Origin of the sequence: Pseudomonas sp. 273 (assembly GCF_029201425.1) — a bacterium.
Taxonomy (GTDB): domain Bacteria; phylum Pseudomonadota; class Gammaproteobacteria; order Pseudomonadales; family Pseudomonadaceae; genus Pseudomonas; species Pseudomonas delhiensis.
The window spans coordinates 4,579,492-4,593,016 of sequence record NZ_CP116775.1 but is presented as its reverse complement, the minus strand read 5'-3'; the positions used below and the strand labels follow the sequence as shown (position 1 = coordinate 4,593,016).

General features: G+C 63.0%; 13 protein-coding genes and 3 tRNA genes. 12 read left to right on the top strand and 4 right to left on the bottom strand.

Annotated elements, in window-relative coordinates:
* The first annotated feature begins 42 nt into the window (after positions 1–42).
* Together PKO50_RS20855 and PKO50_RS20850 are read left to right on the top strand one after the other, a co-directional pair.
* Positions 43–936: an ATP-binding protein gene (locus PKO50_RS20855; RefSeq protein WP_275627131.1), complete on the top strand. Its 894-nt coding sequence runs from the start codon at positions 43–45 to the stop codon at positions 934–936.
* Positions 933–1,415 carry a GAF domain-containing protein gene (locus tag PKO50_RS20850; protein WP_275627130.1) on the top strand — a complete coding sequence of 161 codons (483 nt, stop codon included), beginning with the start codon at positions 933–935 and terminating at the stop codon, positions 1,413–1,415. Before PKO50_RS20855 ends, PKO50_RS20850 begins: the two co-directional genes overlap by 4 nt.
* Positions 1,416–1,804: 389 nt before the next feature.
* Here PKO50_RS20850 and PKO50_RS20845 read toward each other — a convergent pair whose 3' ends face one another.
* On the bottom strand, positions 1,805–2,482 hold the full coding sequence (locus tag PKO50_RS20845; RefSeq protein ID WP_275627129.1) for a glutathione S-transferase family protein: 678 nt from the start codon (positions 2,480–2,482) through the stop codon (positions 1,805–1,807).
* A gap of 10 nt (positions 2,483–2,492) precedes the next feature.
* A complete protein-coding gene (locus PKO50_RS20840) occupies positions 2,493–3,260 on the bottom strand; it encodes a hypothetical protein (RefSeq protein ID WP_109936346.1) in 768 nt (255 codons plus the stop codon).
* Positions 3,261–3,477: 217 nt separating this feature from the next.
* Between PKO50_RS20840 and PKO50_RS20835 the strand changes: the two genes are divergently transcribed.
* The 3 genes from PKO50_RS20835 to PKO50_RS20825 all read left to right on the top strand — a co-directional run bounded on the left by PKO50_RS20835 (position 3,478) and on the right by PKO50_RS20825 (position 3,792).
* Positions 3,478–3,553: transfer RNA gene (locus PKO50_RS20835), tRNA-Glu, on the top strand.
* 2 nt (positions 3,554–3,555) lie between these two features.
* A tRNA-Gly gene (locus tag PKO50_RS20830) sits at positions 3,556–3,631 on the top strand.
* 85 nt (positions 3,632–3,716) lie between these two features.
* Positions 3,717–3,792, top strand: a tRNA-Gly gene (locus PKO50_RS20825).
* A gap of 42 nt (positions 3,793–3,834) precedes the next feature.
* Here the strand turns inward: PKO50_RS20825 and PKO50_RS20820 are convergent.
* Positions 3,835–4,437, bottom strand: coding sequence for a hypothetical protein (locus tag PKO50_RS20820; protein ID WP_275627128.1), 603 nt, complete (start codon positions 4,435–4,437; stop codon positions 3,835–3,837).
* Between the two features lie 285 nt (positions 4,438–4,722).
* Between PKO50_RS20820 and PKO50_RS20815 the strand changes: the two genes are divergently transcribed.
* The 7 genes from PKO50_RS20815 (at position 4,723) to PKO50_RS20785 (ending at position 12,136) form a co-directional block, all read left to right on the top strand.
* Complete coding sequence (locus PKO50_RS20815; RefSeq protein ID WP_275627127.1) at positions 4,723–6,081, top strand: OmpA family protein; 1,359 nt, start codon at positions 4,723–4,725, stop codon at positions 6,079–6,081.
* Positions 6,082–6,807: 726 nt separating this feature from the next.
* Positions 6,808–7,737, top strand: coding sequence for a LysR family transcriptional regulator (locus tag PKO50_RS20810; protein WP_275627126.1), 930 nt, complete (start codon positions 6,808–6,810; stop codon positions 7,735–7,737).
* A 140-nt stretch (positions 7,738–7,877) separates the two neighbouring features.
* Positions 7,878–8,810, top strand: a complete 933-nt coding sequence (locus tag PKO50_RS20805; protein ID WP_275627125.1) for a TauD/TfdA family dioxygenase — start codon at positions 7,878–7,880, stop codon at positions 8,808–8,810.
* Positions 8,807–10,288 carry an AMP-binding protein gene (locus PKO50_RS20800; RefSeq protein WP_109936351.1) on the top strand — a complete coding sequence of 494 codons (1,482 nt, stop codon included), beginning with the start codon at positions 8,807–8,809 and terminating at the stop codon, positions 10,286–10,288. Before PKO50_RS20805 ends, PKO50_RS20800 begins: the two co-directional genes overlap by 4 nt.
* A 10-nt stretch (positions 10,289–10,298) precedes the next feature.
* On the top strand, positions 10,299–10,898 hold the full coding sequence (locus PKO50_RS20795; protein WP_275627124.1) for a thermostable hemolysin: 600 nt from the start codon (positions 10,299–10,301) through the stop codon (positions 10,896–10,898).
* Between the two features lie 48 nt (positions 10,899–10,946).
* Positions 10,947–11,414, top strand: coding sequence for an MFS transporter (locus PKO50_RS20790; protein ID WP_275627123.1), 468 nt, complete (start codon positions 10,947–10,949; stop codon positions 11,412–11,414).
* Positions 11,411–12,136: an MFS transporter gene (locus PKO50_RS20785; protein ID WP_275627122.1), complete on the top strand. Its 726-nt coding sequence runs from the start codon at positions 11,411–11,413 to the stop codon at positions 12,134–12,136. The genes PKO50_RS20790 and PKO50_RS20785 overlap by 4 nt, the downstream gene beginning before the upstream one ends.
* A 259-nt stretch (positions 12,137–12,395) precedes the next feature.
* Here the strand turns inward: PKO50_RS20785 and PKO50_RS20780 are convergent, their stop codons facing one another.
* The gene (locus tag PKO50_RS20780) at positions 12,396–13,439 is read right to left on the bottom strand and encodes an ornithine cyclodeaminase (RefSeq protein WP_109936353.1); all 1,044 of its coding nucleotides are present in this window, start codon (positions 13,437–13,439) and stop codon (positions 12,396–12,398) included.
* Between the last annotated feature and the right edge of the window lie 86 nt (positions 13,440–13,525).

Genomic DNA, 13,525 nt, shown 5'->3' with positions numbered 1-13,525 from the left:
GAATACCAGCGTCGGTACGCTGAAGATTCCTGGGAGAAAGCCGTGGATTCCCGTCTGAATGATTTCCTGGCCCGCGCGGAAAACGTGCTGGCCCGGCTGGAGCCGTTGCTCCCGGCGCTGCGCGAGCCCATCGACTGGCAGCGCTGCCTGGCCGCCCGCTGGCACCGCGATGGCCGCAGCGGTTACCTGCAGGCGCTGCAGGTGAACCTCGACCTGCGCCTGGACGACCTGCTGGGCGTGGACAAGCAGCGCGAGCAGCTGGCCCGCAACACCCGCCAGTTCGTCGCCGGCAAGCCGGCCAACCACGCCCTGCTGTGGGGTGCCCGCGGCACCGGCAAGTCGTCGCTGGTGCGCGCGCTGCTGGCCGCGCTGGCCCACGACGGGCTGCGCCTGATCGAGATCGAGCGCGACCACCTGGCCGACCTGCCGCGGGTGGTGGAGCAACTGCAGGGCCTGCCGCAACGCTTCGTGCTGTTCTGCGACGACCTTTCGTTCGACGCCGGCGAGGGCGACTACCGGGTGCTCAAGAGCGTGCTCGACGGCTCGCTGGAGCAGGCCCCGGAGAACGTCCTGCTGTACGCCACCTCCAACCGCCGCCACTTGGTCTCGGAAAAGCAGAGCGACAACGAGAACTGGAAGATGGTCGACGGCGAACTGCACCCCAGCGAGGCGGTGGAGGACAAGATCGCCCTGTCCGACCGTTTCGGCCTGTGGCTGTCGTTCTATCCCTTCACCCAGGAACATTTCCTGGAGGTGGTACGGCACTGGGTGGAGGTGCTGGCCGGCAGGTCCGCGCTGGCCTTCACCTGGGACGAACCGCTGGAGAAGGAAGCCATCCGCTGGGCCCTCGGGCGCGGCAACCGCAACGGCCGCTGTGCCTATCAATTCGCCCGCTACTGGGTGGGCCGCCAACTGCTCGAAGGAGAAGAACCATGATCGACCTGCAACAGACCGGCGCCGGGCTGGGTGGCTACGCGCTGCTGGCGGCGCAGGCCGAGGCGCTGTTCGCCGACGAGCGCGACTTCATCGCCAACGCCTCGCAGTTCGCCGCCCTGCTGTTCCATGAGCTGGGCGACCTGAACTGGGCCGGCTTCTACCTGAACAGGGACGAGGAACTGGTGCTGGGCCCGTTCCAGGGCAAGGTGGCCTGTGTGCGCATCCCCTTCGCCAAGGGCGTGTGCGGCGCCGCGGCGCGTACCCGCCAGACGCAGCGGGTCGAGGACGTGCACGCCTTCCCGGGCCACATCGCCTGCGACAGCGCCTCCAACAGCGAGCTGGTGGTGCCGCTGGTCAAGGACGGCCGGCTGATCGGCGTGCTCGACCTGGACAGCCCGAGCGTCGGCCGCTTCAGCGCCGAGGACCAGGCCGGCATCGAGCACCTGGCCGGGATCTTCCTGCGCCTGACCGATTGCTGAGCCGCGGATTGTAGGAGAGGGCCCTGCCCGCGAAATCGCGCGCAGGGCGCGCTCCTACAGGGGAATGGCATCGGCGCTCGGGCTTTCCCCTCACCCCAGCCCTCTCCCGGGGGAGAGGGAGCTAGTCCGTGCCGAGAAGAGGCCTGGTTTCAACTGGGGATCCCTGTGCTAGCCGGCTAACGCCGAAACGCCCATGTACTCCGAACGGTTCCCTCTCCCTCCGGGAGAGGGTTAGGGTGAGGGGGCCGCAGGCCTGCTCGCTCGATTCCGTGCTCCTATATGCGCTTCGTGAGGCACGGCGTTGCCCCCGCACCTGTAGGAGCGGGCCCTGCCCGCGATTTCGCGCGCAGGGCGCGCTCCTACAAGGGAATGGCTCGGCGTCTTTATATTCAGGCCGGCGCCTGGGCAATGCGGGCGCGGATCTTGTCGATGATGCGCCCCTCGCCTTCGAGAACCGTCTGCAGGGCAGGGCGCTGCAGCATGCGTTCGAAGTGCGCGGCCAGGCGCGGCCAGCGCCCGGCATCCAGGCTTTCGCCGCCGTGGCGCATGTTCACCAGTTGGCAGGCCACGGCGATGTCCGCCAGGCTGAAGCGGTCGTCGACGAAGTAGTCGGCATCGCCCAGGCAGCCTTCCAGGTAGTCGAAGTGCTGCGGCAGCCGTTCCTGCAGCGCACCTTCCACCGCCGACTCGTCGCACGGCTTGCCCATCAGCGGCTTGAGCACGCGGTTGCGGAACACGGTGAAGGTGGCCAGGGGCGCCACTTCGTAGTCGGCGTATTTTTCCAGCCAGCTGATCCGCGCGCGGGCCACGGCGCTGCCGCCGCACAGGGGCGTGGCCTGGGGATCGCGGTCTTCCAGGTAGTGGCAGATGACGCTGGAGTCGGCCAGGGTGATGTCGCCGTCGCGCAGGGCGGGGATGCGTCGCAGCGGGTTGAGGTCGGCGTACCAGTCCGGCGGGTTGAACGGGTCGACGTTCTCCAACTGGTAGTCCAGGCCCTTCTCCGCCAGGCACAGGCGGACCTTGCGGACGAAGGGGGATAGGGCGGCGCCGTAGAGGGTCAGGCTCATGCGGGTCTCCTCAGTCGTAGAGATTCTTCTTCTTCCAAATGTCGTCTTCGTCCAGCGCCTTCAGGCCTTCGGTCAGCTCGGTGTTTTCCTCGGGGGAGGGCTGGCTGCTTTCCAGGACCAGGGCATTGGCGCGCTCGAGCTGCTGTTCCAGCTGCTTCAGCTGGGCCTGGTAGCGGCCCAGGTCGGCCTGCTTCTGCAGGTACTGTACGCCGCGCTCGAAGGCCAGGCGGGCCTGGCGGGGCTGGTTCTGCTGCAGCGCCTGCTGGCCGATGTTGGTGAAGAACTCTATATGCAGCTGGGTGAGCAGGTGGCGGATTTCCTTCAGCCAGCGCTGGGCGTCGTTGCGCGGCAGCAGGCCGTCCTGGGCGAAGCGGTTGACCTGGGCGTGCAGGCCCTCGAAGAGGAAGCGCACTTCCTTGGCCTTGGCCTCGGTGAGGATCAGCTGCGGGGCGTTGCGCACCTCGATGGCGCTGCCCTGGCCCACCAGGCGGTTGAGCTCGGCGACGCGCTCGGCCACCTGGGGCGTCTTTTCCAGCTTGAGCAGGCGTTCGCCCAGGCTGAGTTCGAAACGGCTGAGCAGCAGCTTGAGGTCCGCGGAGATGAACTGGCCGGGCAGGCTCTCGGCGATGGCGCCGCAGCGGCGGAAGCGATCCTGCAGGTCGGCTTTCTCCCGGGCCTTCTCCAGCTTGCGGTTTTCCAGCTGCTGGTTGATGAAGACGATGGCGATCAGAATGACGATGCCGGCGACGACCAGGGCGGTGATGACGAGTGGCGACACCTTGGAAACTCCCTGAAGGATTTTTCCCGAGTGTAATGGCTCGCTGACACTGCTCATAGCGGCGGATCGAAATTTGACCAGAAGTCTTTGATTTAAAAAATTTTTTCCGGAAGGGTTGACGCCCCTCCAAAGGCTCCATAGAATGCGCGCCACTTCGACGCGAAAGCCGAAAGGCAAAGCGAAGAAGCCGGAAAGAATGTTGTAAGTTCCGGGCCGCGTCCCCTTCGTCTAGTGGCCTAGGACACCGCCCTTTCACGGCGGTAACAGGGGTTCGAGTCCCCTAGGGGACGCCATTGCGGGAATAGCTCAGTTGGTAGAGCACGACCTTGCCAAGGTCGGGGTCGCGAGTTCGAGTCTCGTTTCCCGCTCCAGATTCTCGGTCATCGCCCCGGCGGTGAACGGAAAGCGAAATGGCGTTACCCTCCGGCCAGAAGCTGGAGGTTGCAACAAGTTGATGCGGGAATAGCTCAGTTGGTAGAGCACGACCTTGCCAAGGTCGGGGTCGCGAGTTCGAGTCTCGTTTCCCGCTCCAATCCGGATCGCCCTCGCGGTGATCCACGCAAAAAAGGCTGCCTCAGGGCAGCCTTTTTTCGTTTCCGCGCCCCCTTCCTCCATCGGCAGGCGGCCCCCCGCTGGCCGGCGTGCCCCGCGTTGCGCGCTCCAGCGCCCGGCGCAGGCTCGGCAGGGCCGGCTGCGCGAGGTCGTCCAGGCGCCAGGCCTTCCCCCGCCTGACCAGGTGCAGCCGCACGCCGCGCCGCCACTGCTCGTGCACCAGGACCACCCGGGCCGTGGCCCGGCCGTCGCCGGCCAGGCTGACGTCCAGTTGCTCGAGCTCCAGCGCCCGCGAGCGCCGGCAGAGGCATAGCGGGTCCTTCTCCAGCAGCCCCGGCCCCGCGTGGCGGGCCGAACGGTAGGCCGCCAGCGCCTGCGCCAGTGCGGGGCTCAGCCAGCGCCGGGCCCGCGCCTCGCCGCTATCGGCGGAGAACGCCCCCGGGCCCTCGTCGCCATACAGCCGGCGCACGAAGCTTTCCACCTCGCCCTTCGCCGTGCGCTGGCCGCCCTGTCCCTGGCTACTGGGCGCCAGGCCCGCCAGCAGCACCAGCAGCAGGACGAGGACGCTGCCCGAGCGCAGCCGCAGGTCGCCATGGCCGGTGGTCATCGGAGGGAGGTGGGGCATCTGGGGTGTCCTGCGAGAGCGCCTGGGCGAAGTGTTCCGCCAGCTTGGCAAGGCTTGCCCGGCCGGTGGAATAAGGCGCGGGCGCGGCCAGCGGTGAGACGTTTCCTCGCGCCCCTGGCAATGCGGGCGCCGGCGGGTGAATTCGGATTGCCCTTATTTGGTCCGCCGGGGGATTTGCTGTGATAGCCAGGCTTGCCCGGCGCGCACCCTCGCCCGGGCGGCAGCGCAGGACCGTGCGGCCGCAAGACCCCGCACGGGTCGATCGATATTTCGAGTGGTTCTTCTATGCATGACGATTTCATTGGGCGGCTCCTGGAGGCGCTCGTCCGCCGTTTCGGCATGGCGCCGGACAGCGCCGGCAAGCTCCTGGGCCTGCTGGCCCACCGGGTGCTCGACGAGCAGCGTGGCGGCTGGCATGGCTTCGTCCAGCACCTGCAGCGGCAGGGGCTGGGGGCCTGGCTCGAGGGCGACCCGTCCCGGGGGCTCGACCGCGCCCAACTGGAGCAGGTGTTCGATGCCACGACCCTGGGCCGCTTCGCCCGTCACCTGGGGCTGCCCGACGAGCAGCTGGCCGAGGCGGTCGCCGCCTGCCTGCCGGAGCTGCTGGCCGGCATCGACGCTGCGGGTGGGCAGGCCGACGCCGGGGCCTCCGGCCTGACGGTGCTGATGGCCGACACCGCGGAGCTTCTGCCGGCGTTGCAGGCACCGGCCCCCGAGCCGGTGCAGCCGCGGCACAATGGGCGGCGGCTGCTATTGGCGCCATGGCTCGGCGGGGTGCTGGTGCTGTCGCTGCTCACCGCGGGCCTGTCGCTTCGCCAGTGCTCGCCCATGCCTGTGGCCCAGGAACGGGTGGCCGCCGCCGTGGAGATGGCGCCGCAGCCCGAGGCCAGCGTGGTCACGGAGACCCCGCGCTTCATGCTCGAACTGCGCGAGGGCAAGGTCCGCATCAACGGCCAGCTCGCCAGCATCGACGAGCGCGCCTCGCTGCTGGGGCGCCTGAAGGAGGTCTTCGGCGCGGAGCACCTGAGGGGCGACATCCGCGTCAAGCGGGAAACCGCGCCGGCGGCCTGGCTCGATGGCCTGCTGGAGCTGCTGCCGGAACTGAAGGTGGAAGGGCTGAAGCTGGGCTTCAACGGCGAGCGCATCCGCATGGATTCCACCCTGCTGACCCAGGCGGAGCGCATCGAGCTGTCGCAGAAGCTGCGCGAGACCTTCGGCGGCTTCGAGTTCCTGGGGCTGTGGAACCGCACCCTGGCCGCCCTCAGCGGCCTGCCGCCGGGTTCCGGCGCCCAGCAGCTGGCGGATGCCCTGAACCAGCTGGGCATCCGTTTCGACAACCAGTCGATCACCATCAGCCGCGACAGCGACGAGGTACTGGCCGAGGCCGCCGAAGCCATCCGCCAGGCGCCGCCGGGCACCCGCGTGGAAGTCGGCGGGCACACCGACGACAGCGGCGATTCGCAAAGCAGCCAACAGGCCTCCCATGCCCGCGCCGAGGCCGTGGTGGCGCGCCTGGTGGAGCTGGGCGTGACGCCCGACCGCCTGCAGGCCAGGGGCTACGGGCGCAGCCAGCCGCTGTTCAGCAACGCCACCGAGGCGGGCAGGGCACGCAACCAGCGCATCCAGTTCAACGTGCTGGAGTGATCGAGAGGCCGGCCGATCCGGGCTTCCCGATGCCGGATCGGCTAGTGGCTGCCTAGGCCACCACCAGTGGTAGCCAGCAGCTATTGTCGGAAAGTAGTACTGCTGGGCTCGGTGGCTTGCCATTGGGGGCTGCAACTAGTAGCACGCCTAGTCGGTGGGCAACTCGCCGGGAAGTCGGCCACCAACTTGCCGCTGTGCTAGAGCTGCATCTTGTTGGTGCGGGTATTGGGTCGTCGTGAGATGGTGAGTAATGATGAGGGTGTTAGATCGCATTCCCACACATGGCAGGAAAATACATACGGGAATATAGGCTTGTTCCGATGGTCATCCCTTTAAGGAGTCTCTTATATCTCAGTGCCTCACTTACTTTGCATTGACCGGGGATAGGATGAATCCTCAATGTTTGGTCCAGCTCAGCGGCAGAGTCTTGTTGTTCCTGAGGAAGGGCAGTGCAAGAGCCAGCCATCTGCTCGCACTGACCGAGCCGCCTATCGCTGCAGGGGCATGATAGGCCATCTTGCCAGGCTCGATCGTATGGCCATGGTTGAACCTATTGCTGACGACTGCACCGAATGCAGCTTATCAGTTGCTCTGATCACGCAGGATAAGCTGTTGATCGACTAGAGGTTTTTGTCGATTGTTGAAGCTGTTGAAGCAGATGTTTGCTGCCCATCCCACCGAGGATTTGCACAGCCGAATGAGCCAGAAAGTTCAGGAGGAATTTTCATGCTTCACAGCAATTATCTGAAGCAGCTGGATTTGCAGGACATCGTGGTGTTCCTCAACCTGTTGGAGCAGCGTAGCGCCAAGCGTACCGCCGAGCTCATGAACGTCAGTCAGCCCACTGTTAGCTACTGCCTCAAGCGCTTGCGCAGTTGCTTCGACGACGCATTGTTTGCTTCGTCGCAAGGGGGACTGAAACCTACCACCAAGGCGGAAAAGATCGCGCCTTACCTGCGGATGGTGGTCGAGTCGGTCAACCGCTGCGCAGAGGGCATTGGTGAAGCTTCGCCCCTGACGGAGCGCAAGATCTGGAAGCTATGCGCCCCCGAGTATTTCGAGCTGTTGTTTCTGTCTCAGGCGTTGGCCGTGCTATCAAGCGCCCATGCTTCGAATACTTCTCTGCACCTTGAACGATTGAGCCGTGACCTGCCGGTAGATCGGCTGATCTCTGGCGACATCGATATCGCCATTGGCTTCGGGCCTGGTTATCACCAGATGCATCCGGAGTTGCAATGGCAGCCGGTGCTCAACGATGAGTTTGTGTGCTTGACCAGCCAAGCGTCACTCACCAGCGAAGAGGCCATGAGCCTGGATGAATTCTGCGCTTCGCCTCAGGTGTTTCCGACACCGTGGATCTCGGAGAAGAACATGGTTGACAGTTGGCTGGAAAAGGTCGGCCGTTCGCGCAATGTTCTGGTACGGGCGAATGGTTATCAGGCTTGCGTCAACATCGTTGCTGCGGTGCCTTCGACCGTAGCGATGCCCGCGCGTCTTCTGCCGTATTTACGCATTCCGCAGGAACTGAAGGTCTGCCAACCGCCGATGGGCTTCCCCTCCTTCACATTAGACATGGTTTGGGCTCGGAGTCGTGGACAGAGCAAGGACATTTCCAGTCTGCGCAAGCTGGTTCACGACGTGGCCGGGGGATGCTGATAGAACGCTGAGAATGTACTTTTAAATTTTCTACAGGCATTTAGATTTCTTAAAACCAGTATCTTCGAAAACTAACTTATTGTGTATTTGCCCAGGTGGTCAAGACTACTGCCTGCTCACAATAGGAAGAGGAATTGAAGATGCTAAATAAAGTCCAGTCGGTAGTTTTTCCATTTTATCGGCAGCCTGTGCCCTGCTATGGATTCGAATGTGTCTATGCTGTCGAGTCGGGACTGCGTGTTTCCGACTCGATCAACAGCGAAACACTCTATGGCGATCTCGCTCATAGCGGTGCAGTGATCTATCGTGACTTTGCCGATACGCTCGAGGATTTCAACAACCTCGTCAGTGCGCATTCATCACGTGTCACCTTCGACCCGGCGCGCAAGGCCGCGACTTCGAACACTGCGGAAATCGAAGCGGGCGTGTACGAGATGGGCCTGCATCGTGAGAACGGCAACCTACCATTTAATCCCGATCTGCAGTGGTTCTATTGCCTGGAGCCTGCGCTGGTAGGATCCGAAACGACGATGTGCGACGGCTGGCGAGTACTGTTTGAGCTTTCGGCGAAAACCCGCAAGCACTTCGAAACTCGCGATATCCGTTATGTCCGGCGTATTCCCTGGGCAAATGTAAAGCGCTTCCTCAGTATCGAGTTGAACCTGCCGATCGAAGATATTACGGATGAGCATTTATACCAGGTTAACGAACATGTGAAAGGTCAGGCTTATCAACGCATTGATCAAAATCTTATTTCTTCGGAGTTTGTTGTCTCTGCATTGGAAATAAGCCGCTTTAGCGGCAGGAAAGCTTTTTGCAATTCCATGCTTGGGCCCAGTGTCAACTACGAGCCTCCACTCATTACATGGGCCGATGGTAAAGATATTTCGCTGGATATCTGGGACGAGATCAAGGAAATAACTGCGCGCAACACTTACAGCCATTTTTGGAAAAAGGGCGACATCGTTGTCATTGACAACACCCGTGTTATGCACGGTCGCCGTCGGCTGGACGATACTTCCCGCCGGATCTTTGGTGCCCAGAGCTATCGGCATGGGGGGAACAGCCAATGATCAGCAGGAAAATGCAAGATTATTTGGCGAGCGCACCCGACCGTGTGGTGATTCGGGAAATGAATGGCCGTGCTTATAGGCTGCAGGAGTTGCGTCGGGACGTAATGCGCCTGGCATGCGCCTTGGAAGGTCGTGTGGGGCATTGCGAACGCAAAGTGTTCGGGATCGCCATGCGTTCCTGCTATGAGTGGATCTACACCCTGTTGGCGATTCAGCAGGTTGGCGGTGTGCTGCTGCCCGTACCTATCGAGTTCTCCGATGACCAGATCGGCAGTCTGCTGGGCAAGGCTACAGCGGTGTTTGTGAGCGATGAAAGGACTGCCAGCCGCTTGCACAACATTTTCCCGGGCAAGTCTTGCTTCATTCCCAAGCGCTTGATGAACGAGGAGGTCGGCGAGGCATGGTGTCAGCAAGATGAGTTGATCCCGGCGGGCATCGTGTCGATCATCCATACCTCCGGCACCACTTCCCGCCCCAAGGGGGTGATGATCCGGGACGAGGCGGTCGGGTTGCTGGTCGACAATGTAATGGCGCGCCTGCCACAGCAACCACTGCATTATTTCTCGATCGTGCCAATGAGCCTTCTGATCGAGCAGGTGCTGGGGGTGTTCATTCCGGTTCTGTCTGGCGGCACCCTGACACTCATGCCCGAAGGCGTGGCCGAATATGGCGCCGCGAGTGGAAATGCCAGGCAGTACCTGGAGCTGATTGCGCCTAACCAACCCAACTTTCTCTATCTGCCGCCAAAGCTGTTGGAGGAGGCCAACCTGTTGCTCGAGCACTGTTCGGTGGAGGAACTGTTCGGCCCGCTGCGCCCGCACATCATCACAGGTGGTGCGAAGATTCCGGTCAGCGTGCTGGAAGTCCTGGACGCTCGAGGCGTGCAGGTGTTCGAGGCGTATGGCCTGAGCGAGAACTCTTCGATCATCTCGCTGAACTCGCCCGTTGAGCGTCGCATAGGATCGGCAGGCAAGTTGCTCGACGGCATCGAGCCCAAGCTGGTCGATGGCGAGTTACTGGTGAAGACGCCGACGCTATGCGCGGGGTACTACAACGCCGACGACACCGCCTGCGATCTGTCCGACGGTTATCTGCACACCGGTGATATTGCCGAGTTGCGCGACGGCTACCTCTACATCACCGGGCGCAAGAAGCATGTGATCATCCTTTCCACTGCTCGCAACATTTCTCCGGAATGGGTGGAGAGCGTCTACAAGGAAAGCCCGGTGGTGGACGACATAATCGTCATGGGCGAAGGACGGGACGAGCCATGTGCCGTTGTGCTCAGCACTTCTGACCAGGAACGGGTGCGCGAGGAGATGGCCCGCCTGGAGCACCGGCTTGCCGATTTCGCCCGGGTAAGGCGTATCCGCGTTATCGACGATATCGCCAGCTTCCGTGACCAGTTCTACACCGTCACCGGTCGGCCACGGCGCGCCGAGATAGAGGCCCATTTCATCGACCAGATGTATGTTTAGGGGGATGGCCATGTATCTCGTGCGTAATTTCTACAAGGGCTGCCCCGGCTACCGTTGTCTGCAGGAGGCGGTGCGCGCCCATTACCTCAAGCACTACGGCGCGACACCGGAGCCCCGGCCCGACGTGTTCGTCTGCCTGACCAACTCGAATGGCGGCGCTCCGGGCTATGCCTGTGCAGGCGTTAGCTACGGTGATTCCGGCAAGTTGTTCAGCGAGTACTACCTGGACGAGGAGCTGGACGAGCGTTATGCGATCGACCGTGCACGCATTGCCGAAATCGGTGCTTTCTCTTCGTTCCAAAGCGGCAGCGGGGCAGGCAAGTACCTGCTCGACAATGTCATCAAGGCCTTGGCGCTACGCAATTTTGGGCTGGTGGTACTGACCGCGACAGCGCAGGTACGCCAACTCCTGGCGCCGATTGTTGACAACCTCGATGACCTCGGCGGTGCCGAGCGCAGTCGTGTCAAGGACCCAGGTGTCAATTGGGGCACCTATTACGATCAGGCACCACGGGTAGTAGCCGCTCGTTTGTCATCCCCCATCGCGTGGCTCACGGCGCCCACGCAACCAGTAGCCCAGTCTCATTTCGCCAGTCGGAAATTTGCCTAACCACATCCCATTCCGGGCATACCCACGCCCGGAATTCCGGAGATAGCCATGAACGCGAACAAGCGTTACGAGAATTTCATCGTCTTTTTGGCGCCGCTGATTAACAGCCTCGGTGGTATCGCCATCGACCTGTATGCGCCCAGCATTCCTTCCATGGGCCGTGAGTTGGGGGCTGGCCCCTCGCTCATGCAGAACACCATTACCATCACCTTATTGTTCTATGCCATCGGCCAACTGTTCTTCGGCATCATGGCCGATGCTCGAGGCCGCAGGCCGGCTGTGCTGCTGGGGCTTTCCGTGTTCCTGGCGGGTAGCTTGCTGGCCACGGTCGCGACCTCCATCGACATGCTGTTACTGGCCCGGGCCCTGCAAGGCTTTGCCATCGGTGCATGCCAGGTGGTTGCCCGGGCCTTGCTGGTGGACGTCGTCAAGGGGCCTCGCTTCTATGTGGCGATCATTTACCTGAGCCTGGCCTTCGGCCTGGGACCGGTCGTCGCGCCGTACGTGGGGGGGTGATCGAGGTGCACCTGGGCTGGCGCTACAACTTCGTCCTGTATGCGGCCTATGCCGTGATTGTGCTGGCGTTCGTACTGGCCGGGCTGAAGGAATCCCTCGCTCCAGTTGCCCGGCGTAGTGTGCTGCAGATCGTTGGAGGGTATCGCTTCATCCTCGTTGACAGCCGTTTCTGCGCCTCTGTGATCATTCTCGGCTCGAGCTTTTCGGCCTTCCTGTTGTGGAACGTGTTTGGCCCGCATATCGTCCAGGAGCGCCTGGGCCATAGCGCCCAATACTTCGGTACCACGGCACTGGGGGTGGGCAGCTGCTATCTGGCAGGAACCCTGCTCAATCGTGTTCTGATCCGCGTCGTCTTTCCGGAGACGCTGATGTGGACGGGCCTGGGGCTGTTCTTGCTGGGCATCATCAGCATCGCTGCAGTGCCGGATGCGTTGAGTCTGACGAACATCCTCGGTGGCATCATGCTCATTGCCTTCGGCCAGGGCTTCATCTTCTCTAATGCCATGGCGCGCTCCATGTCGTTGTTCCCCGACCGCGCAGGGGTGGCGGCGAGTCTGCAGGGTTGCCTTATGCTGGTGTTCGGGGCGTTGACCTCGGGTGTCGTCAGTACCCTGCCGCTGGAGTCGAACCTGGCGATTGCCGGCGTGTTTTTCGTCCTGTTGCTGGTATCGCTTTCAGGGATGCTGGCTGTCAGGGCGAGGTGGCAGGTATCCATGGCCTGAAGCATGAGGCCAAGCGTACACGTGCTAATACGTTGGATCGGCTTGTCTGACTTAGCGATGGCTTCGCAATCTCATACGCCTGTCTCTTCGACGGGCGTATGAGGCGGGAACCTCCATCAATGGCCAGTCAGCCCGGTATTGTTCATGGTGAGAGCCGTTGTTGCCTTGGACCAGCGGGCATCCAGTTACCCTGAGCGTTTGTTGCCCCGGCGGTCGATGGTCTTCCCTGTATCGTGCCGCTTTTAAGTTTCTGCGGCCTTCAGCCAATTGCCCGTGCTGCTGGCTGAGGGGCTTGCAGTAACTGGAACAGGTCCTTCGGGTCCTGTGGCCGCGGCACCAGCTCGATGTCGCGGCCGATGCCGCGTTCGCGCGCCGCGTCGTGCAGCCAGCGCAGGGCGGAGAAGTCTTCCAGGGCGAAGCCCACCGAGTCGAACACGGTGATCTGCTCGGCGTTCTGCCGGCCCTCGGTGCTGCCTGCGAGGATGCGCTGGAACTCGATCACCGGGAAGTCCGCCGGCATCTGCTGGATGTCGCCCTCGATGCGTGTCTGCGGTTCGAACTCGACTATCACCCGCGCGCGTTCCAGCACTTCGGCCTGCAGCTCGGTCTTGCCCGGGCAGTCGCCGCCCACGGCGTTGATGTGCATGCCCGGCTCGAGCATGTCGGCCGTGAGGATGGTGGCGTTGGTCTTGTCGGCGGTGACCGTGGTGACGATGTCTGCGCCGCGCACCGCGTCGCGCACGGAGCCCGCCACCACCAGCTTCAGGCCGGGCAGGCCGGCGAGGTTGCGCTGCAGCTTGGCGGTGGCCGCCGGGTCGATGTCGAACAGGCGGATTTCCTCGATGCCCAGCAGTTCATGGAAGGCGATGGCCTGGAACTCGCTCTGCGCGCCGTTGCCGATCAGCGCCATGCTGCGGGCGTCGGGCCGGGCGAGGAAGCCGGCGAACAGCGCCGAGGTGGCGGCGGTGCGCACGGCGGTGGTCAGGGTCAGTTCGCCGAGCAGCAGGGGGTAGCCGGTATCCACCCTGGCCAGCACGCCGAAGGCCATTACCGTGGGCAGCTCGACGCGATGGTTCTTCGGGTGGCCGTTGACGTACTTGAAGGCATACAGCTTGCCGTCGTCGGCGGGCATCAGCTCGATCACGCCGAGGGCGGAATGGTTGGCGACGCGGGCGCACTTGGTGAATTCGTCCCAGCGTCGGTAGTCCGCCTCGATGTAGCCGGCCATCGCGCGGATCGCCGCGCCCGGGCCGATCTCGCCGAGCAGTCGGCCAACGTCCTGCACATCCAGATAACGGGTCATGCTGCCATCCTCCTGAGTGGGAGCGCCGCGCGTTCATCGGGCGCCTTGGGGTCAGTCTATGCCGCTGGCCAGGAATAACTGTGCTT